Annotated in this window: 20 protein-coding genes; 7 read left to right on the top strand and 13 right to left on the bottom strand. The window is 61.5% G+C overall.

Features of this window, described 5'->3' with window-relative positions:
• Positions 1–15 precede the first annotated feature (15 nt).
• The gene (locus tag AA309_RS04330; protein ID WP_047187767.1) at positions 16–1,515 is read right to left on the bottom strand and encodes an ABC transporter substrate-binding protein; all 1,500 of its coding nucleotides are present in this window, start codon (positions 1,513–1,515) and stop codon (positions 16–18) included.
• Between the two features lie 141 nt (positions 1,516–1,656).
• Between AA309_RS04330 and AA309_RS04335 the strand changes: the two genes are divergently transcribed.
• The 6 genes from AA309_RS04335 (at position 1,657) to AA309_RS04360 (ending at position 8,341) form a co-directional block, all read left to right on the top strand.
• A complete protein-coding gene (locus tag AA309_RS04335) occupies positions 1,657–2,754 on the top strand; it encodes an anhydro-N-acetylmuramic acid kinase (RefSeq protein ID WP_047187768.1) in 1,098 nt (365 codons plus the stop codon).
• A 4-nt stretch (positions 2,755–2,758) separates the two neighbouring features.
• A complete protein-coding gene (locus AA309_RS04340; protein ID WP_047187769.1) occupies positions 2,759–3,784 on the top strand; it encodes a serine hydrolase domain-containing protein in 1,026 nt (341 codons plus the stop codon).
• A 101-nt stretch (positions 3,785–3,885) separates the two neighbouring features.
• Positions 3,886–4,779, top strand: coding sequence for an N-acetylmuramic acid 6-phosphate etherase (locus tag AA309_RS04345; RefSeq protein ID WP_047187770.1), 894 nt, complete (start codon positions 3,886–3,888; stop codon positions 4,777–4,779).
• 44 nt (positions 4,780–4,823) lie between these two features.
• Positions 4,824–5,732 carry an N-acetylglucosamine kinase gene (locus AA309_RS04350; protein ID WP_047187771.1) on the top strand — a complete coding sequence of 303 codons (909 nt, stop codon included), beginning with the start codon at positions 4,824–4,826 and terminating at the stop codon, positions 5,730–5,732.
• An 80-nt stretch (positions 5,733–5,812) separates the two neighbouring features.
• Complete coding sequence (locus AA309_RS04355; RefSeq protein ID WP_047187772.1) at positions 5,813–6,715, top strand: sugar kinase; 903 nt, start codon at positions 5,813–5,815, stop codon at positions 6,713–6,715.
• 153 nt (positions 6,716–6,868) lie between these two features.
• Positions 6,869–8,341 (top strand): PAS domain-containing protein, encoded by a 1,473-nt coding sequence (locus AA309_RS04360; protein ID WP_052954471.1) that lies wholly within the window; start codon positions 6,869–6,871, stop codon positions 8,339–8,341.
• Between the two features lie 26 nt (positions 8,342–8,367).
• Here the strand turns inward: AA309_RS04360 and AA309_RS04365 are convergent, their stop codons facing one another.
• The 4 genes from AA309_RS04365 to AA309_RS04380 all read right to left on the bottom strand — a co-directional run bounded on the left by AA309_RS04365 (position 8,368) and on the right by AA309_RS04380 (position 14,912).
• Entirely contained in the window at positions 8,368–9,951 is a 1,584-nt protein-coding gene (locus AA309_RS04365) for a peptide chain release factor 3 (RefSeq protein WP_047187773.1), read from the bottom strand.
• A 674-nt stretch (positions 9,952–10,625) separates the two neighbouring features.
• Positions 10,626–11,621 carry an NAD(P)-dependent oxidoreductase gene (locus tag AA309_RS04370; protein WP_084730855.1) on the bottom strand — a complete coding sequence of 332 codons (996 nt, stop codon included), beginning with the start codon at positions 11,619–11,621 and terminating at the stop codon, positions 10,626–10,628.
• Positions 11,622–12,510: 889 nt separating this feature from the next.
• Positions 12,511–13,275, bottom strand: coding sequence for an enoyl-CoA hydratase-related protein (locus AA309_RS04375; protein WP_150117384.1), 765 nt, complete (start codon positions 13,273–13,275; stop codon positions 12,511–12,513).
• 146 nt (positions 13,276–13,421) lie between these two features.
• A complete protein-coding gene (locus tag AA309_RS04380) occupies positions 13,422–14,912 on the bottom strand; it encodes a class I adenylate-forming enzyme family protein (RefSeq protein WP_244470262.1) in 1,491 nt (496 codons plus the stop codon).
• On the opposite strand from AA309_RS04380, the gene AA309_RS34035 reads away from it, so the two are divergent.
• Positions 14,805–15,767 (top strand): GntR family transcriptional regulator, encoded by a 963-nt coding sequence (locus AA309_RS34035; RefSeq protein WP_244470256.1) that lies wholly within the window; start codon positions 14,805–14,807, stop codon positions 15,765–15,767. The genes AA309_RS04380 and AA309_RS34035 overlap by 108 nt on opposite strands.
• A gap of 284 nt (positions 15,768–16,051) precedes the next feature.
• On the opposite strand, the gene AA309_RS31660 is transcribed toward AA309_RS34035, so the two are convergent.
• From AA309_RS31660 to AA309_RS04425, 8 genes are read right to left on the bottom strand one after another with little or no spacing between them, the layout of a single operon-like run.
• Positions 16,052–16,534 (bottom strand): MaoC family dehydratase, encoded by a 483-nt coding sequence (locus AA309_RS31660; RefSeq protein WP_052954474.1) that lies wholly within the window; start codon positions 16,532–16,534, stop codon positions 16,052–16,054.
• Positions 16,535–16,547: 13 nt separating this feature from the next.
• Positions 16,548–17,702, bottom strand: a complete 1,155-nt coding sequence (locus AA309_RS04395; RefSeq protein ID WP_047187775.1) for an acyl-CoA dehydrogenase family protein — start codon at positions 17,700–17,702, stop codon at positions 16,548–16,550.
• A gap of 4 nt (positions 17,703–17,706) precedes the next feature.
• Complete coding sequence (locus AA309_RS04400) at positions 17,707–18,963, bottom strand: CaiB/BaiF CoA transferase family protein (RefSeq protein ID WP_047187776.1); 1,257 nt, start codon at positions 18,961–18,963, stop codon at positions 17,707–17,709.
• A 26-nt stretch (positions 18,964–18,989) separates the two neighbouring features.
• A complete protein-coding gene (locus tag AA309_RS04405; RefSeq protein ID WP_047187777.1) occupies positions 18,990–19,787 on the bottom strand; it encodes an NAD-dependent epimerase/dehydratase family protein in 798 nt (265 codons plus the stop codon).
• Positions 19,788–19,792: 5 nt separating this feature from the next.
• Complete coding sequence (locus AA309_RS04410; RefSeq protein ID WP_047187778.1) at positions 19,793–20,500, bottom strand: cyclase family protein; 708 nt, start codon at positions 20,498–20,500, stop codon at positions 19,793–19,795.
• 16 nt (positions 20,501–20,516) lie between these two features.
• A complete protein-coding gene (locus AA309_RS04415; protein ID WP_150117386.1) occupies positions 20,517–21,686 on the bottom strand; it encodes a hypothetical protein in 1,170 nt (389 codons plus the stop codon).
• The gene (locus tag AA309_RS31665) at positions 21,683–22,648 is read right to left on the bottom strand and encodes a hypothetical protein (RefSeq protein WP_052954475.1); all 966 of its coding nucleotides are present in this window, start codon (positions 22,646–22,648) and stop codon (positions 21,683–21,685) included. The genes AA309_RS04415 and AA309_RS31665 overlap by 4 nt, the downstream gene beginning before the upstream one ends.
• Positions 22,645–23,340 (bottom strand): aldolase/citrate lyase family protein, encoded by a 696-nt coding sequence (locus tag AA309_RS04425; protein ID WP_160310398.1) that lies wholly within the window; start codon positions 23,338–23,340, stop codon positions 22,645–22,647. Before AA309_RS04425 ends, AA309_RS31665 begins: the two co-directional genes overlap by 4 nt.
• Positions 23,341–23,378: the final 38 nt, after the last annotated feature.

The raw sequence follows: 23,378 nt of genomic DNA on the forward strand, positions 1-23,378 counted from the left end.
CGGTGCAGGTCATGATCAATAGGAAGCGCTGCGCAGCATCATGAGCGAGCGGTTCGGCATCACGTCATAGCCCTTGAGCTTGTCGTTCATGGCCGAGAACAGCGTCCCATAGGTCAGATGCGCAACAGGGCCCGAGCAGGCGAGTTTCTTCTGCACCTGATCGTAGGCCGTCTTGCGCTCGGCCTGATCCGACAGGGTGCGTGCCTTGTCGAGCAGGCTGTCGATCTCCGCATCCGAGTACTTGAACACGTTGGTCGAACCGCCCGTGCGGAAGGTGCGGTAGAAGTACTCGTCCGGGTCGGGCTGGCCCGCATTGATCGAGGCGAACATGTCGAAGTTGCTATTGCGCCAATCCTGGATGAACTGGCCCTGCTCCTGGTTGATCAGCTCAACCTTGAAGCCTACCTTGTTCAACTGTTCCTGCACGACCTGCGCGACGTCCTTGATGTCCTGGCGCGGCAGGACTTTCATGGACACGGCAACCGGAGTCGTCACGCCCGCTTCCTTCAGGAGCGCCTGGGCCTTCGCCGGATCATGCGCATAGCAGCCGAACTCCTTCACATCGAGCGCCCAGGACTTGAGCGCCGGCGAGAGCGGGCCGCCCGGAACGCCCGCGCCGAAGAGGGCCGCTTCCACGATCTCCTTGCGGTTGATGGCGTAGTTCACCGCCTCGCGCACCTTCGGGTTATCGAAGGGCGGCTTCGACACGTTCATGCCGACGAGTGTGTAGGCGAGATCCATCGTCTCAGCGAGCTTCACGTTCGGCTTACCTTTGAGCTGCAGGGCAGTCGCCGCATCGATGTTCGGTAAAAGCGCATATTGGCCGTTGGTCAGGCCGACTTGGCGCGTGGCCGATTCAGGCACGATGTTGAACTTGAGGCCTGAGAGCTTCGGCAGCCCCTTCTCCCAGTAGACCTCGTTCTTGGTGAGCAGGATATAGCCGTTCGGCTGCCATTCCTGGAACTTGAACGGGCCGGTGCCCACGGGCGTCTTCTGGAGCGCGTCCTTGTTGGTTTCCATGGAGCGCGGCACGATGGCAATGGTAGCGAGCGAACTGAGGAGGGCTGCAGAGGGCTCCTTGAGCTTCAGCTCGACGGTTTGCGCATCGGTGGCATTGGCGCTCTCGACCGCCGAGAGGCGGCTGGCGAGAGGCGAAGCGATGTCCTTGCTGAGCAGGCGCTTCACGGAAGCCACCACGTCCGCCGCCTCCAGCGCTGAGCCGTCGTGGAATCTTACCCCTGAGCGCAGCTTGAAGGTATAGGTCTTGCCGTCGGCCGAGATGGTCCAGGATTCGGCAAGGCTCGGGATGATCTTCAGATCTCTGTCGATGGCGGTGAGGCCCTCATAAATGTTGCCGTTCACCACCATGAAGCTCGGGAAGGCGGTGATGAGGTGGGGGTCGAGGCCGGTGGGGCCGAGATCCGCGCCGATTTCCAGAACCTGAGCCGAGGCGGTAGCCATCGCAGCCACCACGAAACCTGCGCTCAATGTGCTGCGCAGTGCTGACCTGAACATGCGTCTTGTCCTCCCTTGGAAGCCGCCAGGAATTTATAGACCAGCTGCACGGACCTGTCATGGTCCAATCTCATACCACTCTAGACCACCTGGCTTCCTGTGCTATGGTCCGGCACTCGAGCCTGATGCCCGGAGGAACCAATGCCCCAACGTCCGCCCACCAAAGCCATTGGCGTGATCAGCGGAACGTCGATGGACGGCATCGATGTCTCCATCGTGGAGACGGATGGTGAGGCCTTCGTCGAACCGGGGCCCGGGCGCACCTTCTCCTACCCAGAGGACTTGAGAAAGACCCTCCAGGAACTGATCGCAGAGCCTGCCCGCGCGCAGAGCGAACCGCTGGCGGATCTCGAACGGGCTGTCACGCAGGCGCATATCGGAGCCATTCGTCGCTTCATGGAAGAGACGGGCATACCGGCTAAGGACGTGAGCCTCATCGGCTTTCACGGCCAGACGGTCTATCATCGGCCCGAGATCCGCTTCACGCGCCAGCTCGGTCTCGGCGCCATGGTCGCGCAGGAGCTTGGCGTCGACACCGTGGATCGCTTCCGCCATGCGGATGTGGCCTCTGGTGGTGAAGGCGCACCTTTCGTTCCGCTCTATCATCGTGCGCTTGCGAGTTCGCTGCCGCAGCCGATCATGATCCTCAATCTGGGCGGCGTCGGAAACGTCACCTATATCGACGGCGGGACGGTGATTGCGTTCGACACTGGACCGGCGAGCGCTTTGCTCGACGATTTCGTCCTGCGCCGACGCGGCTTGAGCTTCGACGAAAACGGAAAGCTCGCGGCCTCCGGCAAGGTGGATGAGAAGCTCGTCACGGAATTCATGAGCAATCCCTTCTTCGGCCGTCCTGCCCCCAAATCCCTTGACCGTCAGGATTTTCATGCGCGCGCCAAGGGCGTCGAAGTCCTGTCAGACGAAGATGGCGCGGCAACGCTTGCAGCCTTCACCATCGAATCCGTCGCCGCCGCGCTCCGCCACGTGCCGCGCGCACCGCAGCGCTGGCTGGTCACTGGCGGCGGGCGGCTGAATGCACATTTCATGGGGCGTTTGCACGAGCGGCTCGGCGTTCCTGTCGACCCCGTGGAAGCCGTCGGCTGGAACGGCGACTTTCTCGAGGCGCAAGCCTTCGGCTATCTCGCCGTCAGGTCGACGCTCGGCTTGCCGCTGAGCCTCCCGACCACGACGGGCGTACCCAATCCCATGTCCGGTGGCGAACTGCATCGCGCGGCTTGAGATCATGTCTCTCCACAGGATCAGCGATCAGGCTTTCGCTCCTGCTGCCTCTTCCATCGACTGCGGCGATATCCCTGGCGCGGTACTCGGGATCGTGACCGCCGATGGGCAGCGCGATGTGCGCTGGAAAGGCTACGCGCAGATCGAGCCGCACGAGGAGAACCTGTCACGGGAGACATGGTTCGATCTCGCATCGCTCACGAAGGTCATCTTCACCACCACGACGATCTTACGTCTCATGGAAGAAGGCCGCATCGCGCTCGACGACCCGCTGATCAAGGTGATCCCGGATCTGCGCCAATACGACATGAATGCGGCTGAGCGGCGTCTCACGTTCCGGCAATGCTTGGCGCATCAAACCCATTTGCCTGCAGTCGAGCCGCTGTACACCTGCGGACAGGATCCGAATACGCTGCGCGCCTTCATTCTCCAGCGCGTGTGGCAAAGTGGGCCGCCGGTCTATTCCGACATCAACTTCATGCTGCTCGGCATCGCGATCGAACGCATCACGGGAAAACCGCTGATCGACCAGCCGCTTCCTCAAAGCTTTTCCTTTCGCCCGGACCCGCGCCTGTGCGCGGCCACCGAGCGCTGCACATGGCGCGGCCGCGTGATCCGCGGCGAGGTGCATGACGAGAATGCCTTTGCGCTCGGCGGAGCGTCCGGTCACGCCGGTCTCTTCGGCACCATCGACGGCGTTCTGGACTTCGCCCATGGCCTTCTCGGCGGCTCGATTCTCTCAGCCGGTTCGCTCAAGGCCATCCGGACCCGTGAATCGGAAAAGCGCACCGTCGGCTGGGAAGGTTTCTATCCAGGCTGGCATGGGGGCGATGCCTGCTCCCCGACGACCATCGGCCATACGGGCTTTACCGGCACCGGCCTCTGGGTCGATTTCGAACGAGGGCTCGCCTGGTCCCTCCTGACCAACCGGGTCCATCCGTCCCGCCACAAGGACAGCGGCATCCTGGGCTTGCGACGTGCAACGGGCGAGCAGGTCATCGCGTTGTTCGACGGCCGGACCGGGTTTTAAGGATGCCTGCAAAAAGGCGGTGACGCGGACCTTCAGGGGCCGGCTGTCGATTGCTGGAGCGGCGGACTGGTCCTATATTGGTCTGGAAGAAAGTTGGCATAATGGCGACAGAACATTTCAGTACCCGCTTCCAGGATCTCGACACCTGGTCCAGCCTCGATGTCCTCACGGCCTTCTATGAGGGACAGCTCTCGGCGGTGGCCGCCGTAAGGTCGTCGCTTCCGGCCATCGCGGCGGCGGCGCAAGAGGCAGCGGTGCGCCTGCGCCGGGGTGGACGCCTCGTCTATGTGGGCGCGGGCACCTCCGGCCGCATCGGCGTCCAGGACGGCACGGAACTCCCGCCCACCTTCAACTGGCCCGACGACAAGCTCGTCTATCTCATTGCCGGTGGCGCGGGCGCCATCATGAAGGCGGTGGAGAATGCCGAGGATTCGGTCGAGGAAGGAGTTGCCGGCATCCGCAACAACAATATCGGCCCGGACGACGTGGTGATCGGCGTGGCGGCGAGCGGTCGGACGCCCTTCACCATCGCTGCGCTGAAAGAGGCCGCCGCACGCGGCGCGCAGACCATCGGCATCTCCAACAATGCGGATGCGCCCATTCTGGAAGCCTGCTCTCATCCGATTCTCGCCGACACGGGCGAGGAGGTGATTGCAGGATCCACCCGCATGAAAGCCGGCACCGCTCAGAAAGTGATTCTGAACCTTCTCTCCTCGCTCATCATGGTGCGCATGGGCCGCGTCTATCGCGGGCTCATGGTGAATATGCGCGCGACGAATGCGAAGCTGCGTCGCCGCAGCGAAGTGATGGTGATGCAGATCACCGATTGCGACGAGGCGACAGCCACGGATGCGATCCTCCAAGCCGGCGGGGACCTGAAGACCGCCGTTCTGATCGCCATGGGGGCCAGTCCACAGCAAGCCAGGGGGGCGCTTGAGCGCAGCGATGGTAATTTGCGCGAAGCCCTGGCAGACTTTTCCAAGACAAAGAAGTAAGACGCTTGCTTTAGACGAGCGGCAGAAGGGGCCAGAAGAGCGTCATGGCATTGGGGCTTGGCATCGACGCAGGCGGAACGGCGACCCGGTGGCGCCTGGCCGATGATCAGGGCCAGTGCGTTGCGCAAGGCAGATCCGAGCCTTTGACGGGCCATCTGTTCTCAGCTGCTGCAGAAGAGAGAGCCCGCCAGATCATCCTCGACATGGCTCAGGCCGTGGCGCGCATGGGCAAGCCGCTCGGCATCATCGCAGGCATCACGGGCCTCACCCGCGACACACCCGCAGAGGCCAAGATGCGCTCCCTGTTCGCGGAGATCTTCGAACTGCCTCAGGAAAAGGTCTTCGTCGCCGAGGATATGTGGATCGCCTATCTTTCCTATTTCGCTCTGGGAGAGGGCATTCTCGTCTATAGCGGCACGGGCTCCATCGGCTACTATCTCTCCGAAGCCAAGGAGGTGATCCGTGTCGGCGGGCGCGGCAACCTGATCGACGACGGCGGCTCGGGCTTCTGGATCGCACGCGAGGCCCTGAAGACGGTTCTGCGGAAGGAAGAGGAAGGCCCGGGCAAAGGCTGGGCCACGACCCTGGGCCAATGTCTCGCCAAGGCTCTCGGCGGCACCGATTGGAACATCGTGCGCTCTTATGTCTATGGCGGCGACCGGGGTAAGATCGGCTCCCTTGCGCAGGCTGTCGGCGAGGCGGCGAAAGCCGATGACAGGACCGCCCTGCGGATCTTGCGCGAAGCGGGCGAGGAGCTGGCGCGTCTTGCCAATTGCCTGACTGAGCGCGTGGGGCCCCGCCCCGTAGCCCTGGCGGGCGGCGGCTCGCGGCTCCATCCCATCGTGGCGAACGCCTTCCGCCAGCATCTCATCGCCCCGGTCGAGTTCATCACGACGGATCTGGACGCCGCCATGACGGCGGCGAGGCTCGCCGCCACCTTGACCAGAGCTTGAGTGGACAAGCGAGGCTTGCCTATTGTCCCGGTCTCGTCCAAGACTTCGTCTCCATTCGGACTGAGACGATTGTTCAAGCCATGCAAGCTCTTTTCGTAGGCCAGACCTATATCGACGTCACCTTCCTGGCGGATGAGCTCCCCACGGGGGACGATAAGACCGTCGCCCGGGATTACGCCATTTCCTTCGGCGGCAATGCGGTGACGGCCGCCTTTGCCTGCGCCAAGCTCGGCATTGCGCCCGACCTCCTGACCTCGATTGCCGATGACTGGTTGGGCCGCATGTTCATCGACATGGCGGCGAAATACGGCATCTCGGTCCATCACCGGAAGGTGAAGGAATCCTCGCTTTCCTTCATCATGCCGCGCGGCGGAAAGCGTGCCATCGTGCGCTGCCGCGACGACCATTACCTGCATCCCGTGCCGCCGCTGAACCTGCAGGGTTGCCGTGCGCTTCATCTCGACGGCCACCAGGCCGATGCGGCGATGCACTATGCCAAGGCCTGCCGCGAGGCCGGCATTCTCACGTCCCTCGACGGTGGCGGTCTGCGCTCCAACACGCATGAACTTCTCGAGTTCATCGATGTCGCCATCGTGGCCGAGCGTCTCTGCGAGCAGATGAACCTGAGCCCAAGCGAGATGCTCACCTATCTGAAGGGCCGCGGCTGCAGGATCGGCGGCGTCACCATGGGCGAGCGCGGCATGCTCTGGTACGACGAGAACGGCACGGAAAGCGTTCTGCCGGCGCTCGACATTCCCGCCCCGCTCGTCGTGGACACCAACGGCGCGGGCGACATCTTCCATGGTTCGTATGTCTACTCTGCGATGGCACGTCCCGAGCTGCCCTGGCGCGAGCATTTCATCTTCGCTCGTGCGGCATCTGCCCACGCCATTCAGCATCTCGGGAACGAGGCAAGCCTTCCAAACCTCAAGGAGGTCGAGGAGACGCAAGCTCAGTTCTCGGAACGTAAACTGGCCGCATGAGGGCTGCCGGATTTTCGGGAATTCGCGGTCTTCCGGTTACGGGATCGTGAAATACACTTTATGACGCAGCAATAGTTACAAAATAATATTAATAGGTTAAGCTCAGGCCTGGGTTACCGCGTACCGCAGTTGGTGGGTTCATAGGATACCGGCGTGAGCTCCTTCCGAACCTGGACACATGGCCTTGACCAAATCCGCTTCGGGCCGGGAGCGGCAGGTCTCAGCCGGGCATTCCTGTCCAGCGTTCTGGAAAACGTCCCGCTCGCCATCTGCATGACTCTTGGTCCCGAGCACCGTTTCGCATTCGCTAACAAGATCTTCCGCTCTGCTCTTGCGGTCTCGGGTAAGGCCCTGGTCGGTAAAGCGATCCACGAAGCTCTCGGCGACCACTATACCGAGCAGACGCTGGCTCCCCGACGATTTGTTCTTGAAACCGGCCAGCCTGCTCAGATCACCAGCGTCGCCTGTGGTCCCGACGCCGCGCAGGACACGACCTTCTGGGACATTACGTTCCTTCCCGTGCGGGATACCAGGAATCAGGTCATCGGGGTCTTGTCGCTGGGCCTCGACGTGACCTTGCGCGTCAATGCCACTCTGGAGGCCGACCGGCAGACGCAGGAAGGCGCCATCAACAGCAAGCGCCTTGCGCTCGCCGTCGAGGCGACCGAGTTGGGGCTATGGGAATGGATTGTCGAGACCGGCACAATCTATTGGTCGGACCGCCAGAGAGAAATCTTTGGTGTCTCCGCCGATGAACCGCTCACGCACGAGCTCTGGGTCTCGTCCATTCACCCGGAGGATCGCGATTGGGTGGTCGAGAAAGTCGGCTCTCTCATGGATCCTGACTCGAAGGGCAAGCTTCAGAAGGAATACCGCATCGTTCGCCCCGATGGAGAGACCCGCTGGATCAGCAGCAGGGGGCGCATGCTCTACGAAAATGTCGACGGCAGGCCGCAGGCTTCCCGGCTTCTCGGCACCATTCTCGACATCACGGAACGCCGCACGAATGAGGAGGCCCGCCGCCTTCTTGCGAAAGAACTCAATCACAGGGTGAAGAACCTGTTCGCCCTGGCCAGCGCCATGGTGACCATGACGGCGAGAACCGCGGCATCACCTGAAGAAATGGCCGCAGCGCTGCATGGGCGTCTGCAGGCATTGGCGAGAGCCCACGAGCTCATCCGCCCGGCCCTCTCGGAGGAACACCCGCATCAGGGTGAAACCACAGTTGCGTCGATTGTGGAAACGATCCTGGCGCCGCACAGAGATTTCAGCCTGCCCGGCAGAATCCTGATTGAATGCGCTCGGATCGTGGTCGGTGCACGATCGACCACCAGCCTGACACTCGTACTACACGAGCTTGCGACGAATGCCTCCAAATATGGAGCGCTCTCCGCCAACGATGGATCTCTCACCGTCGCCTGCTGGCAGGATGGAGACACCGTATCGCTGGTCTGGCAGGAAAGAGGCGGCCCCGTCGTCGAGGGCCCGCCTCCATCGAAGGGATTCGGCTCGCACCTGGCACGCAAAAGCGTCATGGATCAGCTGGAGGGCGAGATCACTTACGACTGGCAGCACGAGGGGCTGCGCGTCGAGCTGCGCCTTCCGCTTGCGCACCTGTCCCGCTGAACGGGACAGGCGACACCAAGCTGCCGTCAAGCCGCCTTCTTCTGGTAATCCTTCACATCCGAGAACCGGATCGATTTGTAGCGATCCATCTCGTATTGCAGGTTGAAGGCATTTGCCGCCATGAACACGGGCGCCTCATCGAGATCGCGCGCCATGGATGACAGGTGGCTCTCGATGAACTTGTCGAGCTCTCGCGGATCGTCCGCCGTGATCCAACGGCAGATCGAGAAGCGCGTCGGCTCGTAGTCGATCGGCAGGCCGTATTCGGCGCTGAGGCGCTCTTTGAGCACATCGAGCTGCAGCGCACCGACGACGCCGACGATGGCGCCGGAACCATCCTGCGGAATGAAGAGCTGAACGACGCCCTCCTCCGCCATCTGCTGCAGCGCCTCGCGCAGCTTCTTCGCCTTCATGGCATCCTGCAGCTTGATGCGGCGCAGGATTTCGGGCGCGAAGCTCGGCACGCCACGGAACACGATGTCCTCGCCTTCGGTCAGCGTATCGCCGATGCGCAGCGTGCCGTGGTTCGGAATGCCGACCACGTCGCCCGCCCATGCTTCGTCCGCAATCGCGCGGTCCTGCGCGAAGAAGAACTGCGGCGTGTTGAGGCTCATGGGCTTGCCCGTGCGCACGAGTTTCGCCTTCATGCCACGCTGGAGTTTTCCTGAGCAGATGCGCATGAAGGCGATGCGGTCGCGGTGGTTCGGATCCATGTTGGCCTGGATCTTGAACACGAAGCCGGTCATGCGGCTCTCGCCCGCTTCCACGAGGCGCTTGTCCGCCTCCTGGCCGCGCGGCGGCGGCGCATGCTCGGCCAACGCATCGATGAGATCGCGCACGCCGAAATTGCGCAGCGCGGAGCCGAAGAACACCGGCGTCAGGTGGCCTTCGCGGAAGGCTGCCAGATCGAACGGCCTGCAGGCTTCCTGCGCCAGCATCACCTCCTCCTGCCAGGCATCCGCCTCTTCCGGCGGCAGCAGGTTCACCAGCTTCTGATCGTCGGGACCGGAGACCGGCATCAGCTCATCGTCCGTGTCGATGCGGCGCACGAGATTGCGGCTCAGATCGAACGTGCCGGCGAAACTCTTGCCCTGGCTGATCGGCCAGGTGATGGGAGCGGTGTCGAGGGCCAGCGTCTTCTCGATCTCGTCGAGCAGATCGAAGGGGCTGCGCGCCTCGCGGTCCATCTTGTTGATGAAGGTCACAATGGGGATGTCGCGCATGCGGCACACTTCGAAGAGCTTGCGCGTGCGCGCCTCGATGCCCTTCGCGGCGTCGATCACCATGATGGCCGAGTCCACCGCCGTCAGCGTGCGGTAGGTATCCTCCGAGAAGTCCTCGTGGCCCGGCGTGTCGAGCAGGTTGAAGACGCAGCCGCCGTATTCGAAGGTCATCACCGAGGTCACGACCGAGATGCCGCGCTCCTTCTCGATGCCCATCCAGTCGGAGCGGGTCGAGACGCGGTTCTTCTTGGCCTTCACCTCGCCGGCGAGCTGGATCGCGCCTCCGAAGAGCAGCAGCTTCTCGGTGAGCGTGGTCTTGCCCGCGTCGGGGTGGGAGATGATCGCAAAGGTTCGGCGGCGGCCCACAGGGGCCGGAAGATCGGTCATGGCTCTTAAGGTTCTTGGTGGACGCAGTGGAGGACAGAACGCCGCAGCGCCCCGCCCTTTCGTTGGCTTCTTCTGACCCCATATGGGGGCTTCCCGTCAACAACGAAAGGAGGTGATCCAGTGTCTCATTGTCACTGCCGTCGCCTCGCCGTGGTCGCCCGCTAAGTCATTGATTTAGCCCTGGCTTTGTGGAGACGCCCGCGGCGTTCTACACGGCGAGATAATGCCGGGACACACAGGGGATGCAAATTCCCTGTGTGTCCCTATCCCTATTTCCAGTTTCACGGCTGCTCCCGCCTGTCCCTGCCGGCTCCGATTTGGCCCTACCATGAGCCCTGATACTGCCGCATAGCTTCAGCTGCTTGCTCCAGGTGAGAATCATCCCCTCATGAGGGGAATTGCCGGCTTGCCCCTGAGACTTGGCCCTGTGAGTGGTCGTTCGCGCGCTTCACACGAGGAAGTGCCGAGGCGGGACCAGCCACCTAGGTCAGGCCACCTGCCCTCAGCCATCCCTCACGGATCGATATCGTGCAGCTGACCAAGCCGCTCAGAGCCGCCTCTGCCCGCAACGGGAGAGCTGACCATCGGGACAATACGTCACCTCTGTCATGCCGATTGAGCGGAGTGCTTCCGACACGGTCTGACAACGATCAAAAATCGCCGGACCCGCGGCTTCACGGCCGTCGCGATCCGCCTGAAAGCCGGTACGCAGACGAGCCATTGACCGCGCCGGGCGGAAGCCGTCCGTTGAGGATGTCTGCAACCTGCTCGACCGTCTCTGCGGCTTGGTGCCATATGGCCGGCGCCGTGAGGCCGCCGATATGCGGGGTCGCAATCACGTCGTCGCGGCGCGCCAGCCGCGCAGGAGGCATCTGATTTTCCGCCGTTCCCACGTCGAGGGCGGCGCCTGCAATGAGACCCGCATCAAGAGCTGCTTCAAGGGCGATCTCGTCGACGAGTTCTCCACGAGATACGTTGATGAGAAAAGCCGTACGCTTCATCCGACGGAGTGCTTTTGCATCGATGAGATTCGTTGTCTCCGGCATGGCCGGCGCAAGGGGAACGAGGAAGTCGGCGCCGATGAGAAGCTCCTCCAGCGCCACCTGTTCGATCCCAGCATCGGGGCCGATTGTGACGTGGGGATCAAATACCAATACACGCATTCCCAAGGCCGCTGCGATCCCGCAGAGCCCTCGGCCGATGTGGCCATATCCAATCACGCCCAGAACAGAGCCCGAGAGCTGCCGTCCGACCTCCCGGCCCGGCTCCGTTTCGCGCCGATAGCGCTGTGCGGCCGATGTAATTCCGCGGGAGAGATCGATCATCAGACCAAGGGCCAGTTCAGCGACCGCAGGACCATAGCCAGCGCTGGCACGCGCCACCAGAACCCCGCTTGCCGAGGCGGCCTCCACATCCACGTTCCGGATGTCCACATGACCACGAACGAAGGCGACAAGATTTGTGCTGAGCTCAAAGAGCCGCCTCTCGCCGCGTGTCCTGGAGTCTGCGACGATGACGGCGCAGTTCCTGGCGAGATCGACGAGTTCGTCCGTGGAGAGTGGCGCCTGTTTCTCATTGAGCACGACGTCACCGAGCAGCTGGAGTTTCGACAGAATTTCCGAGCCAAGGAAAAGGTCTCGATCGGCTGGTGTATGGGTAATCAAAATCATCTGATGCGCCTACTCCCGGCTAAGGACTTCAGGTGGGCCGATCAGAGCACTGTCGGTGCTGAAGAAGCGCTCGCTCCGGCTGGTTCCGACTGATCTGCAGAGCCCCGAAGGAACGCGGTATCCAAGGATGCGTCATGTATAGCATCCTTGGCCAAAACATAATATATTAAACATAGTGCGCGAACACATTTCGACCGGAGAAAGTCGTGAAAAGACTCTTTCATTTTCTTCTCCTGGCATTTGATGACTGTCATCGCAGCCTCGCTGAAGAAGGCTACGTCTTAGTCGTTGGCGCGGGTGTGTGTTCCGCAATTCAACCACTCGATCCGAAGAATAGTGGGAACTCCAGAGCAGGGGCGTCACATCAAGCCAATGTGGCTGCAGCGAGCTCTCCAAACGCTGTTTCCGTGCGAGCACGCCCGCTCCAACTCTTTCTACATGCGCCATCGTCACATTAACTGCTGTCGTGTGGCATGAGGCGATCCCGTCAGCCCGAAAGTTCAGGCCGCGACACTGGCCGCAATTCTCCAGCCGGAGTCTCAATGAGCGCTATGCTGAGGTGAGGAGCGCTAGCGTCTTTAGAGCATCGGACGAGAAAAGTGGATCTGCACTTTTGGGGCTCATCCGATGCTTCCTCCTCTAGAGAGCGCATCGTTGATGCGGAACCGGAGGTCCGCGTCAGCGAAAACCGGATCCACTTTTCCGCACCAAACGATGCGCTAGCCGGCGGGCCTGATTATGCCGGGCGAATGATCCGCTTTTTCCTTATGCTTGAGTGACGTGTCAGCGCCGCTCCAGGAGCGGTGCATCCAGGCGGCGACCTCCTCTCAACCCGTCGCACGCTGCCATATTGGCTCGATTGCAGACCCTATGGCCGGAACGACCTGATCTAACTCCTGGCAAAGTTTGCTTTCTGTCTGTTCCTGAATGCATCGGCTCCAATCTTCACGTCCTGCGTCATGCTGACGAACCCGCTGGCAAGAGCTTCAGCGGACGCTGCACCTCCCTCACCCTCTGCAAGGGCAATCAACATCTTGGTGGCCTCAACGGCCAATGGCGCCCGAGCAGCAATCTGGCTCGCCCACTCCTGTGCCGTCGCGCGCGCTGCGCCGGGCTCGGCGACACGGTCGACGATGCCGAGGGTCAAAGCTTCGGCTGCGGTGATGATCTCACCGCCGAGCGCAAGCCGCCGCACCGTCTGCGGGCCGTAGCGGCGGACCGCACGCTGAGTTCCCGACCATCCGGGGACGACACCGAGTGACGTTTCCGGAAATCCCAATTTGACATGCGGCTCCGCGACCCTGAAGTCGCAGGCGGTAGCCAGTTCCAGTCCGCCTCCCAGCGCATGCCCCGACAGCACGGCAATGGTGGGCTGCCGCAGCTGTGCAAGTCGATCGAAAACACGGTGCCCGTATCGGATCCAGTCGAACTGGAATTGCAGTGGGTCCAGGGACGACCATGCGTCGATATCTCCGCCACCGCAGAAGCCCTTGCCTTCGCCGCAAACCAAGACGACCCTGACGTCCTGGTTCGCCTCCGCTCGATCCAGGGCCTCGTCCAAAGCGCGCAGCATGGGAATATCGAGCGCATTGAACTTTTCCGGCCTTCGCAGCGTCATGCCCCCCCACGACACCCTGACTCTCGAACGTGACAAGTTCCGCCATTGGGCTGGTCCTCCAAGCTGGCTCTGTTGGCCTGTGTTGCGGTGACGCTGCGCGGTTCCGGACATATGCCAGGCTGTTCAGATCCCGCCGCGGCTGAGCCCGTCAGCTCATTGCCCTTACACGAATGCAGACGGCTCTATGAAAGGCCTCCTGGGACAGACGGACGCTCGACCGCGAGGCGCCGCAGCACATTCTTCGCGTATTTTCCGGTAGAGGTTTTTGGAATCTCGGTGACGAACTCGACCGACTTCGGCAGCTTGTAGCGGCTCAGGCTTCTGGCTGCATGCGCGACGATGTCTTCGTTCGTTAGAACAGCGCCTCCGCGTAAGACGATGACGGCATGGACGTGTTCGCCCCACTGCTCGTCCGGCAATCCAATCACGGCGACCTCTGCCACGTCAGGGTGGCTTGCGATCGCGGCTTCCACCTCTGGCGAGAAGACTTTCGATCCTCCGGTAATCACCGTGTCCTTTTTGCGGTCGACGATATAAAGATATTCCTCTTCGTCCATTCGGCCGAGGTCGCCCGTGTAGAGCCATCCGTTGCGCAGCAATTCACGGGTCTGCTGATCGTTCGCCCAATAGCCGGACGTATTCCAGGGAGCGCGTATCGCGACCTCGCCCACGGAACCTGTCTCAACCTCCCGCCCGTCGTCGCCGATGATCCGGATCTCCACTTCGGCGACAGCCCTGCCGCAGGACGCCAGGATATGCTGACGCGGCGTGCCGACCACATCGTGATCCTGCCAGTTCAAGGTCGTGGCCAGTGAGCATGTTTCGGTCATCCCGTAGGCCTGCACGAAAACAGAACCGAATGCTTCCGTCAGCTGCTGGACACGGTGCGCCGGGATGGGCGCGGATCCGTAGCCGACAGTGCGTAACGAGCTGAGGTCGAAACGTGTCCTGTCCGGCGAATCCAGCAGCCGGAACATCATCGTGGGAACGAGTTGGCAATGGCTGACGCGGTTGCGTTCGATGACCGAGAAGAACCGGGCCGCCTCGAAATTGCGAACCTCGTCGAAGACCACCGTACCGCCCATCATGAGCGTTGGTCCGGAACTGTGATTGACGACGCCAGTCGCGCTGTAGGGGAGAGACATCAGGAACCGCGTATGCTCATCGACCGCATACGCTTTCGCGAGAGCCAAGCCGTTATGCAAGGTCGCTCGATGGGAAATCTTGACACCTTTTGCGCGGCCAGTCGTTCCGCTCGTGTAGAGAATGCAGAACAGGCCATCGTCGTCAGCGTACGCAAGGCCACCTCCTTCACCGCGAACAATTAGGTCCTCATAGAGTTCGTACCCAGGTACTGGGGCTTGCGAGAGCGCGATCCAGCGCTGGATGGATCCGGCCCGATCGCGAATCCTTTCCACCAGAGCAAGATGCGCCGGCCCGACGACAAAAATATGCGGCTTGCAGTCTTGAAGGATGGAGAGAACCTCGTGATCCGTCAGCCGGAAATCGATCGGAACGTATGTGAGACCCAGCTTTGCCGCTGTGATCATGATCTCATACGGTACATGACCATTATCACCGAGGAACGCGATGCGTTGTGGAGGAGTCGCTCCACCAACGAGGAACGAGCGGGCCAAGCGGTCGGTACGATCTTGAAGCTCGGCATAGGAAATCCGCCGTTCCCGATCAATGACAGCAACCTTCGTTGGCGTGCGGCGAGCATGTCGACGCGCAAAATCGCCGTAGTGCAAAAGCCCCTCCCCAAAGTCGACACTAGCCCTCTCGAAAAAAATATTATATATCAAAAATTATATGAAAGGAAGCATACTGTGACGACTGCTATCCAACCCTTACAGCACGCTGCTCTGAGCGATGTCGCGTTCAACGAGATCCGACGGAGAATCATCTCTCTGCAATTCCAGCCGGGCATGCGCCTCAACATCGATCGGCTTGCCAAGGAACTGGGCATTAGCCCCACGCCCCTGCGGGAAGCACTGAACCGGCTAGCGGCATTGAAGCTGATTCGTGTGGAGGCGTATAAGGGCTTCTCGGTAGAGCCACTGCTCGATCCGATTCAGCTATCGAACCTGGCCGCAGTCCGGCGCCTGCTGGAAAGCTATGCTCTTGAACGCTTCTCTGGCGCGCCCGACCCCAAGATTCTGGCCGCATTGCATGACGACGTGAAGCAAATGGAGAAGCTGGCGAAGGGACGGTCCTTCGACGGCATTGTGTTCAACGAGATGGATCGTCGATTCCACGAACGCATCGTCGCGGCAGCGAACAACGAGGTTCTTCTCGACAGCTATAAGGCGTTGAATGTGCACATCCAGATCGCTCGCCTGTTCCAGCAGAGAGCCGCCAAACACGCACTGGCGGCCAATCTTGAACACCGTCGCCTGATCGATGCACTGGAGCGTGCAGATACACAAGGCAGCCTGGAGGCACTGCGCATCCATCTCGACAACGGCCTGGAACGTTTGGTCACGCTTATCCGCGACCGGACGCAAGCCCCCATTCCGGTAGGGTAAGGAAAGCGGGACCAGCCACGATCCGGAGGAGCGTTCGCTCGCAGAGCTCGCCGCGGTCCGTGCGAAGAAGCTAAAGCATCGGGCCCAAAAGTGGAGTCCATTTTTGGGCCCGATGCTCATTTCTTAAAGCAGCGCATCGTGAGACGCGGAAAACCGGGTCCGCTTTTCACTGCCGCGGCCCTTCGGGTCCGCACGATGCGCGAGGTGGCATGATCACCAGCGTGCTCGGGCGCAGCCAGGATCCGCCGCACCGGTCATGCCCCTCATCGGGCCCCTACCCGGCTTCACGACCAACGCGCCTGACCGACTTGACTGGCCTCGATACGTGGGCCGAGGAGAATGTGCGTGCAGGCGCATACAACCTTCTCATCGGTCGTCACGATTTCATAGAGAATATCGTAAAGCATCTTATCGGGGTCTTTCGGGTATGGCCGCAGGCCCTGCACAGTCTGGCGTACGCGGATCGTATCGCCCGGTTTGACGGCCGACAGGAAGCGCACCCTTTCATAGCCGTACGAAACATCAAGTGGGAACGGGCGCGCAATATCGGCAAGCGCCGACGCTACGCTCATCACCAGCATCCCATGCGCTATCACCCCGCCGTACGGCGTCTCGCGCATGGCATGATCGTCGGCATGCGCGACGCTGTAATCGCCGGACACCCCGCAGAAATTGATGATGTCAGCCTCGGTGATGGTACGGCGACCACTCTCGAAGGGGATGCCTTTCAAGGCTTCCTCGGTGCTGATCGGTTTTGCCGGCTTCATGTCGCTGTCCTTCTCAATCGCTCACGACAGCACGCGCGATGATCGAGCGCTGAATCTCGTTCGTGCCTTCGTAGATCTGCGTAATCTTGGAGTCACGCATGAAACGCTCGACGTCGAGGTGCCGGCTGAAGCCAATGCCGCCATGAGCCTGGACAGCGAAGGTGCTTGCTTCCATGGCGATGTCGGAGGCGAGGAGCTTCGCAGATGAAGCCTCGGCCACGGGATCCCGCCCAAGATCATATTCCGAGCACGCGCGCGCCAGCAGGCTTTCGACAGCCAGCAGCCGCGCCGCGAACTCGCCAACCCTGAACTTCGTGTTCTGGAAATCCCAGATCCGCTTCCCGAACTGCTTGCGCTCGTGAGTATAGTCCACAGCCCGCCGTAGCGCTCCGCGCGCGAGGCCGATAGCCAGCGAGGCCACGAGGATGCGGCCGAACGAGAGCGCCTGCACGGTCTGCCTGAATCCACCTCCCGGTACGCCGACGACCTGACTCTCGGGCACGAAGACGTCATTGAAGAACAAGGAGGCAGTCGCGAGGCCGCGCATACCCATCAAGTCTTCGTTCTTCCCACGACTGAACCCCTCGCTCGCGGTGTCGACGAGCAGGCCGATCAGTCCGTCGCTCGATTCGCCCGGAAGACGGGCCAGGACCATGACGCGATCACAGACACCGCCTTTGGTGATCCAGATTTTTTCACCATTGATCCTGTAGCCACCCCCGACGGGGGTGGCGCTGGTGCGCAGGCTGCGCAGATCGCTACCGGACGTCGGCTCGGTGAGCGCCATGGCCGGCACCAGAGAGCCATCCGCATAGCCACGGATCACATCATCGAACTTGCCATCGCCGTATGCATAAAGGTAATTCGCCGCGATGCCTGCCGAGACAATGGCATTGCCGATGGTGCCGCTTTCCTGTGCCACCATCATGATCATGCGGCAGTAGTCGTAGGTCGGAAGCCCGATGCCGCCGAGATCGACCGGCAGGCGCGGCGCAAGGCAGCCCGCCGCGCCCAGCTGCCTGTAGAGGGCGCGGGGAAACTCGGCCGTACGGTCAAGTTCCACCGCATGAGCACGGATCGGCCCTTCGGCCAATTTCTGAACGACATCGAAAACAGCGGCGGCATCCTCCGCGTGATTTTTCTCCCAGTAGGGAATATTCAAGGGCATTGTCCTACTCCATAGGTTTTCTCACACCGACGACGCCCTCGTTCTGGAAGGCACGGATATCGGCAGTCGCGAAGCCAAGTTCTGCCAGGATGTCGGCGCTGTTCTCTCCGGGGAACGGCGCGTCGTCGCCCGGGCCGGACAGCGTAGAGGTTTCGGTCGTAATCGGGATACGGAGCACGTCCACCGGGCTGGGTCCGGGGACATTGACGACCAAGCCACGATGCACCACTTGCGGGTCGTCGCGAAAACCCGGTCCAGCGGCGCGAACAGGCTCCGCCCAAACGCCGGCAGGGGCGAAGATCTCCATCCATTCCGCGCAGGATTTGCGCGCTATCACCCTCGCAATCTTTGCACGTGTTTCATTGCGAAGCGCGAAAGTCTCCTCCGATGCCATGTCCAGTGGCACATCGATCCGCTCGACGGAAGCCAGGCACGCCGCCAGTTTGCCCATGTCGTTGGTCGATATGGCCAGGTAACCGTCAGTCGTTGCGTAGACGCCGTACGGCGCATGGTGATAGGGATCCGCCAGATTGCCGTCGCCGCGGATCATCGGCGCATTCGAATTCAGCGAATAGGCCGCAGGTTCGAATTGCAGATGAAATGCGGAGGCGAGGAGATCGACTGCGATCTTCTGACCCTTTCCGGTCGCCCGCTGCTGGATCAGCGCGGCACAGCAACCAAGGGCGAGAAGAGTGCCCGAGTGAACGTCAATCAGCGCACATCCCAAGGGCACCGGCGGGTCTTCCCGCCTGCCTTGCAGATACATGAAACCCGACATCGCCTGAACCAGAAGATCCTGTCCGGGACGATGGCGGTACGGCCCATCCTCGCCGTACCCCGACGCCGCCCCATAGACCAGCTTCGGAAAACGTGGGGCAAGCTCGTCGTAGCCGAAGCCCAGGCGCTCCATCACGCCAGGGCGAAAATTGTGCGTCAGGATATCGGTGGTCTCCAGGAGCTTGTGGATGATCTCCTTCGCTCGAGGGTCCTTCAGATTGATTGCGAGGCTGCGTTTGCCACGGTTGACAGTGAGATCCAGGACCGTGCGCCCGTTGACCCACTGTCCGCGGCCCGTCAGCTTCCGCTCGACCGAACCGTCGAGAGGCTCGATCTTGATGACATCGGCGCCCAACTCGCTCAGCAGCAGCGACGCGAGCGGCCCTTGCAGCATATGCTCGAAGCAGATTGCCCGCACCCCGGCGAGCGGCCCCTGCTTCGTTGACGCGGTTCCAGCCGCAACACGCTCGACGTGCCCATCCATGTTCCGATCCATTCGTGCTTGTTCGGCTATTCCTGCCATCCGGCGAAGTGATAGCCCTTCGGTTCATAGCCCCGTGCCTTGGCGATCTCCTCGGCATCGTCCTGAGGCTCGTAGCCGAGATCCCGCTTGGCCAGGTCGATCGATATGAACCGGCGGGTATTGCGCGAGACGCCGCCGTACAGGCCGAATTTCACGGTGCTTGCGAGCGCCTTCTCGCAGAGCTGGATGAGATCGCGGTCGCTCATCCAGGTGGACCATATCCGCTCGTTCTGCATGATTTCGTCGATGTTCTGGAATCCGGTGGTTCCAATTCTCAGACAGGCAGCGGTCATCTGACTGCCTGGACGATGGACATACCACCGTGTCAGAACCTCGCCGTGCACTTTCGAGGCGCCGTAATGGCTATCGGCCCACACAGTCGTATTTTCATCGAACTCTCGCTGTGGCGGGAGCTGGTCCGAAAAACGCTCATGCCCGCCTATGGCATGGTTCGAGCTGGCATAGACGAAGCGCTTGACGCCGTGCTCGCGCGCGGCGTCGAGAACATAGGTCGTCCCAAGGATATTGACCTTCGCGATCAGTTCCGGTTCGGCCTCGACCGAGATGGCCGCGAGGTGCAGCACGGCGTCGATGCCCCGCACTGCCTCGTTGACCTGCTCGCGACTGGTCACGTCGCAGGGCACAGCCGTCAGACCCTGGGCCTCGATCTTTTCGCGACCGGCCTGGTTGCTGTAACCGCAGCGAATCTCCCAGGAGGCAGCCAGCGGCTTGCATACGACCTTTCCGATGCGGCCGGCCGCCCCCGTGACAAGCAATCTCCGCATCGATCTCAGCCCTTCACCGGCTCGAACGCGACCGCACGGATGGGTGAGGAATCGAGGTCCTTGAACGGCAGGGGAAAGCCAAGAAAGAACACCCTGTCGCTGGTCAGCTTGTCCAGCGTGTAGAAGTTCTCGAAGATCGGCAGGTTATTGTCGAGAAACACCTTGTGCATTGCTCGACATGCCTCCTTCGAGGTTTCGAGCGAAAGCGTCGAATTGTCCATGAGGACCGCACGGATTCCACGATCAACCAGGGCCTGCATCGTCTCCACCGAGAGACGCACGCGCTTGTCGTTGGCTGGATCGTGATAGCCGCCCTTGTGTTTGCCGAAGATGCCGGCGATGTCGCCCGGCCTGACCTTGTCGAGACCCGCCTGCTTGAGATCCTCGACCGTCAGCTGATGGTTCTCAGGCAGGTGCTCCAAGTTGATCAATTGCAGCCAGCCGATGAATGATCCCAACGGCGTTTCGAGCGCATCCGGATAGGAGAGGTCGACATTGCGCGGGACCTCCACGTGGGTGCCGAGATGGCTGTGCACTTCCATGATGTGGTAGTAGCTGTCGTCGAACGGAAAATTTCCACGCTTCATCTTAAGCGTATGACCGGTGTGGCCGGTGTCGTCGGCCGAGACCGGCCGCGACAGGTCGACGAGCCGGAAGCGGCCAGCCGGGAACTCGACTTCATCCAGAGAGAACAGTTTGCTGTGTACGTTCATTGTCGAAATCCTTTGTCTAGTTCTGATTGAGTTCGACGACGCTCCAGTCGTCCGACAGCAGTCGGTACAGGCATTCCGCCGACCAGTAGTTTCCGTAGCCCATCACGTCTTCCTGCGGCCAACGCCCGATGCCGAGGCGGTCGGAGATCTGACCCCAGGATCCGTGCAGAATGGTCCCGCCATAGGTCATATGGTCGGCGCAGACGCGCTCCACGATCTGACGGCCCCGCTTGGCCCATTCGGCACCGTCCTTGACCTCCGGCATGCGGCCGAAGCGGATCATCGCGTTTGCGACCATGAACGAAGAGCAGGTATCCAGGGGGATGCGCGGCGCCCGCGGATCGTCATAGTCGTAGAAGTTGACCATCGTGCTCGGCAGATGATCCCAGAACCACTTCGCCGCACGGACAGCGACATCGAGATGAACGGGATCCTTGGTCGCCTCGTAACCGTTCAGGTAATTATGGACGCCCCAGGCCTGGGCGCGCGTCCAGCGCGAATTCTCAGTATAGCCCTGCCGGCTATAGTATCTCTTCACGACACCTTTCTCGAGATCGAACTGCAGGCCCTGGAAGCACTCGCCATCGTCCTTGACCAAGCCCAGCTCGAGAATGCGGTCCATGTGGGTCTTCAAAAGCTCGCGAAGACGAGGCTCGAAACTTCCGCCCCACAGGAAGCAGACGAACGGACCAGCGGTATCGATCACGACCTCGTCGCTGTCGGAATCGCACATGAACAGCCTCAGTTCGGGTCGGTACCCTTCCGCGAAGTTGTGCAGTGCCCGCAATGCTGCGTCACGATACCAGGTATCCCTGGTGAAGTTGTAGCCCCAAGCCAGCGCATAGGTAATGTCGAATCCGCAGTTCTCGCTCGTCACCGGCCCCTTGGAGAGCACTGGTTCGATGCGACGGCAGAGTTCGGCGGCGGCATTGGAGAACCGTTCGTCTCCGGTAAGGCGCGCCAGGAGCCAGAGGCGGCCGGTCAGGAAGCCGACATACTGGAAGTCCTTCCAGTTGTATTCCGCCGTGCCCCAATTGGTGCGGTTTGGTCGGTACTGGTCGAGCATCGCATAGGTGCCGGTCAGATCCGACCAGCTCGGAATGCCGGGTGCGTTCGGCAAACCCGTCTCACGCAGAAGCGTATTCATCCCATCAACCATGCGTGCTACGGCGATTTCAGGCTTCATGATGACTGTCCCCTTTGAGTACGACTTGAGTTGACCGCGACGATGGCGAAGCGGCGGCTGATGGAATAGCGGTTGCCGGAGCTATCCTGCTGCAGCGCTTCGCAGGGCCGACTTTCGATCACCTTTCGCGCCTTACGATCGATTCCGAGCCATTTTCCCGGCGCGCTGGTGACCGCTTCGATCACCATCTCGTCCGAGAAGCCGGCAGCGGAAACGGCGCTCATTGCATACGGCAGCGAAAGCCATTCCGCCGTACCGCTGGTCACGTCGCTGCTGATGAAATCCGGAGGAAAACCACGTTCGAAACCGGCACGCGCTGCGTCGATGTCGAAGTTGAATCGGCCATGTCCGATATCGAACAGCACACCTCTCTTTCGAGCGCGGCGCGCTGCCTCGAAATTTCTCTCACTGGCGAACACGCCGCCGGACTGTGCTGTGTAGAGATGCGAAGCGATGTCGCCGGGCCGCAAACGGTCGAGAATCTCGCTGGTCAGCATCTCCTCTTCCCTGTAGGTTCCGTCCTGCTGGCCGAAATGCACCATGACCGGCAGACCCGCCTGCTCGGCGGCGCGAACCGAGCGCTCGACAAGTTCCAGGCCCAAGATCCGGAGTGCAGGCTGGATCGCACGCAGTTTGAGACCACGCGCGACCTTTGGATGACGTACGGCGGCATCGGCTGCACGCTCGGGCTGGAAATCGGCTACCTCGGTGATCTCCGGGCTGACATCCAGACCCTTCCGCGAGACATTGACGAGGCCGTAAACCTCGCCCCAGCCTTCGGAGCGGGCCACGTTCGCCCACTCGGCAAAAGAGTCGAAGGCGTCGGGTCCCGCCGAACCGGCATCCATCAGGACCTCCGGACGCAGCGTCTCCGGCATCATGGCGAGATCGATGCCGACCCGAGTCACCTGATTGAAGACATGACAATGAATGTCGACGACTGGCGCGGAAGGAAAGCTCACCCGATCTCTCCCCTCACGAACAGCTTGGCCCCGTTGAGGATGAGCGCCCGATCCGGTGCGGCTATGCACTGCACGCCCGCAGGCGGTGACGACAGGGCCGGGCTGACAATTTGGTTGACACCGAGAGGTTTCCCTGCGGCCTTTGCCTTTGCAGCCAGCTCCCGGAGCAGATCGCCGATATTCGGCGCGGAGGCGTCGCCACGCAACCGCATGCCGAGGTCGACCAGCCCAACGTGGTACCAGTCCACCTCGTCGACGGCGAACAGTTGATCCGCGTTCGCGATCGCTTCCAGCGACTCTATCATCGGCACGAGCATCGGCCGGAACCTGGCGTCATCCGTCGTGCCGGAGCTGTTCCAGTCGTTGACGCGGACCTGGGCCAGACCACGCATGCCGGTTGGAGGATAGGAAATCGCCGTGACCCATTCACGCACCTCGGCAGCACTGCGTATGTCCGGGATAACAATCCCGGCTGCACCCGCATCGAGGCAGCGAAGCAGTGCCTGTTTGTCCTCGCTCGCCGCGCGCACCAATGGCGCCAAGCCGGCGTGGACGGCTGTTTCGCACAATGCATCGGCCTCACTCAGGGTGATCGGCGCATGCTCCATGTCGATGATGACGAAGGAGACGCCTGCCGCGGAATACATGTCCATGAGCCGCCGCTCTGGATAGGCCACGAAGACGCCGAGCATGACGTCCCCGCGCCTGAGTCCGGCGCGGAACGCGCCGA

The sequence above is a fragment of the Microvirga vignae genome (assembly GCF_001017175.1).
GTDB classification, from domain to species: domain Bacteria; phylum Pseudomonadota; class Alphaproteobacteria; order Rhizobiales; family Beijerinckiaceae; genus Microvirga; species Microvirga vignae.

Excerpts from the sequence above, each read along its gene's own strand:
- AA309_RS04415 (WP_150117386.1), bottom strand. The coding sequence starts at position 21,686 with ATGAAGCCTGAAATCGCCGTAGCACGCATGGTTGATGGGATGAATACG.
- AA309_RS34035 (WP_244470256.1), top strand. The coding sequence starts at position 14,805 with ATGACCATTATCACCGAGGAACGCGATGCGTTGTGGAGGAGTCGCTCC.
- AA309_RS04340 (WP_047187769.1), top strand. The coding sequence starts at position 2,759 with ATGTCTCTCCACAGGATCAGCGATCAGGCTTTCGCTCCTGCTGCCTCT.
- AA309_RS04400 (WP_047187776.1), bottom strand. The coding sequence starts at position 18,963 with ATGGATGGGCACGTCGAGCGTGTTGCGGCTGGAACCGCGTCAACGAAG.
- AA309_RS04425 (WP_160310398.1), bottom strand. The coding sequence starts at position 23,340 with ATGCTCGGCGTCTTCGTGGCCTATCCAGAGCGGCGGCTCATGGACATG.
- AA309_RS31660 (WP_052954474.1), bottom strand. The coding sequence starts at position 16,534 with ATGAAGCCGGCAAAACCGATCAGCACCGAGGAAGCCTTGAAAGGCATC.
- AA309_RS04395 (WP_047187775.1), bottom strand. The coding sequence starts at position 17,702 with ATGCCCTTGAATATTCCCTACTGGGAGAAAAATCACGCGGAGGATGCC.
- AA309_RS04410 (WP_047187778.1), bottom strand. The coding sequence starts at position 20,500 with ATGAACGTACACAGCAAACTGTTCTCTCTGGATGAAGTCGAGTTCCCG.
- AA309_RS04345 (WP_047187770.1), top strand. The coding sequence starts at position 3,886 with ATGGCGACAGAACATTTCAGTACCCGCTTCCAGGATCTCGACACCTGG.
- AA309_RS04405 (WP_047187777.1), bottom strand. The coding sequence starts at position 19,787 with ATGCGGAGATTGCTTGTCACGGGGGCGGCCGGCCGCATCGGAAAGGTC.
- AA309_RS04350 (WP_047187771.1), top strand. The coding sequence starts at position 4,824 with ATGGCATTGGGGCTTGGCATCGACGCAGGCGGAACGGCGACCCGGTGG.
- AA309_RS04370 (WP_084730855.1), bottom strand. The coding sequence starts at position 11,621 with ATGATTTTGATTACCCATACACCAGCCGATCGAGACCTTTTCCTTGGC.
- AA309_RS04335 (WP_047187768.1), top strand. The coding sequence starts at position 1,657 with ATGCCCCAACGTCCGCCCACCAAAGCCATTGGCGTGATCAGCGGAACG.
- AA309_RS04365 (WP_047187773.1), bottom strand. The coding sequence starts at position 9,951 with ATGACCGATCTTCCGGCCCCTGTGGGCCGCCGCCGAACCTTTGCGATC.
- AA309_RS04330 (WP_047187767.1), bottom strand. The coding sequence starts at position 1,515 with ATGTTCAGGTCAGCACTGCGCAGCACATTGAGCGCAGGTTTCGTGGTG.
- AA309_RS04355 (WP_047187772.1), top strand. The coding sequence starts at position 5,813 with ATGCAAGCTCTTTTCGTAGGCCAGACCTATATCGACGTCACCTTCCTG.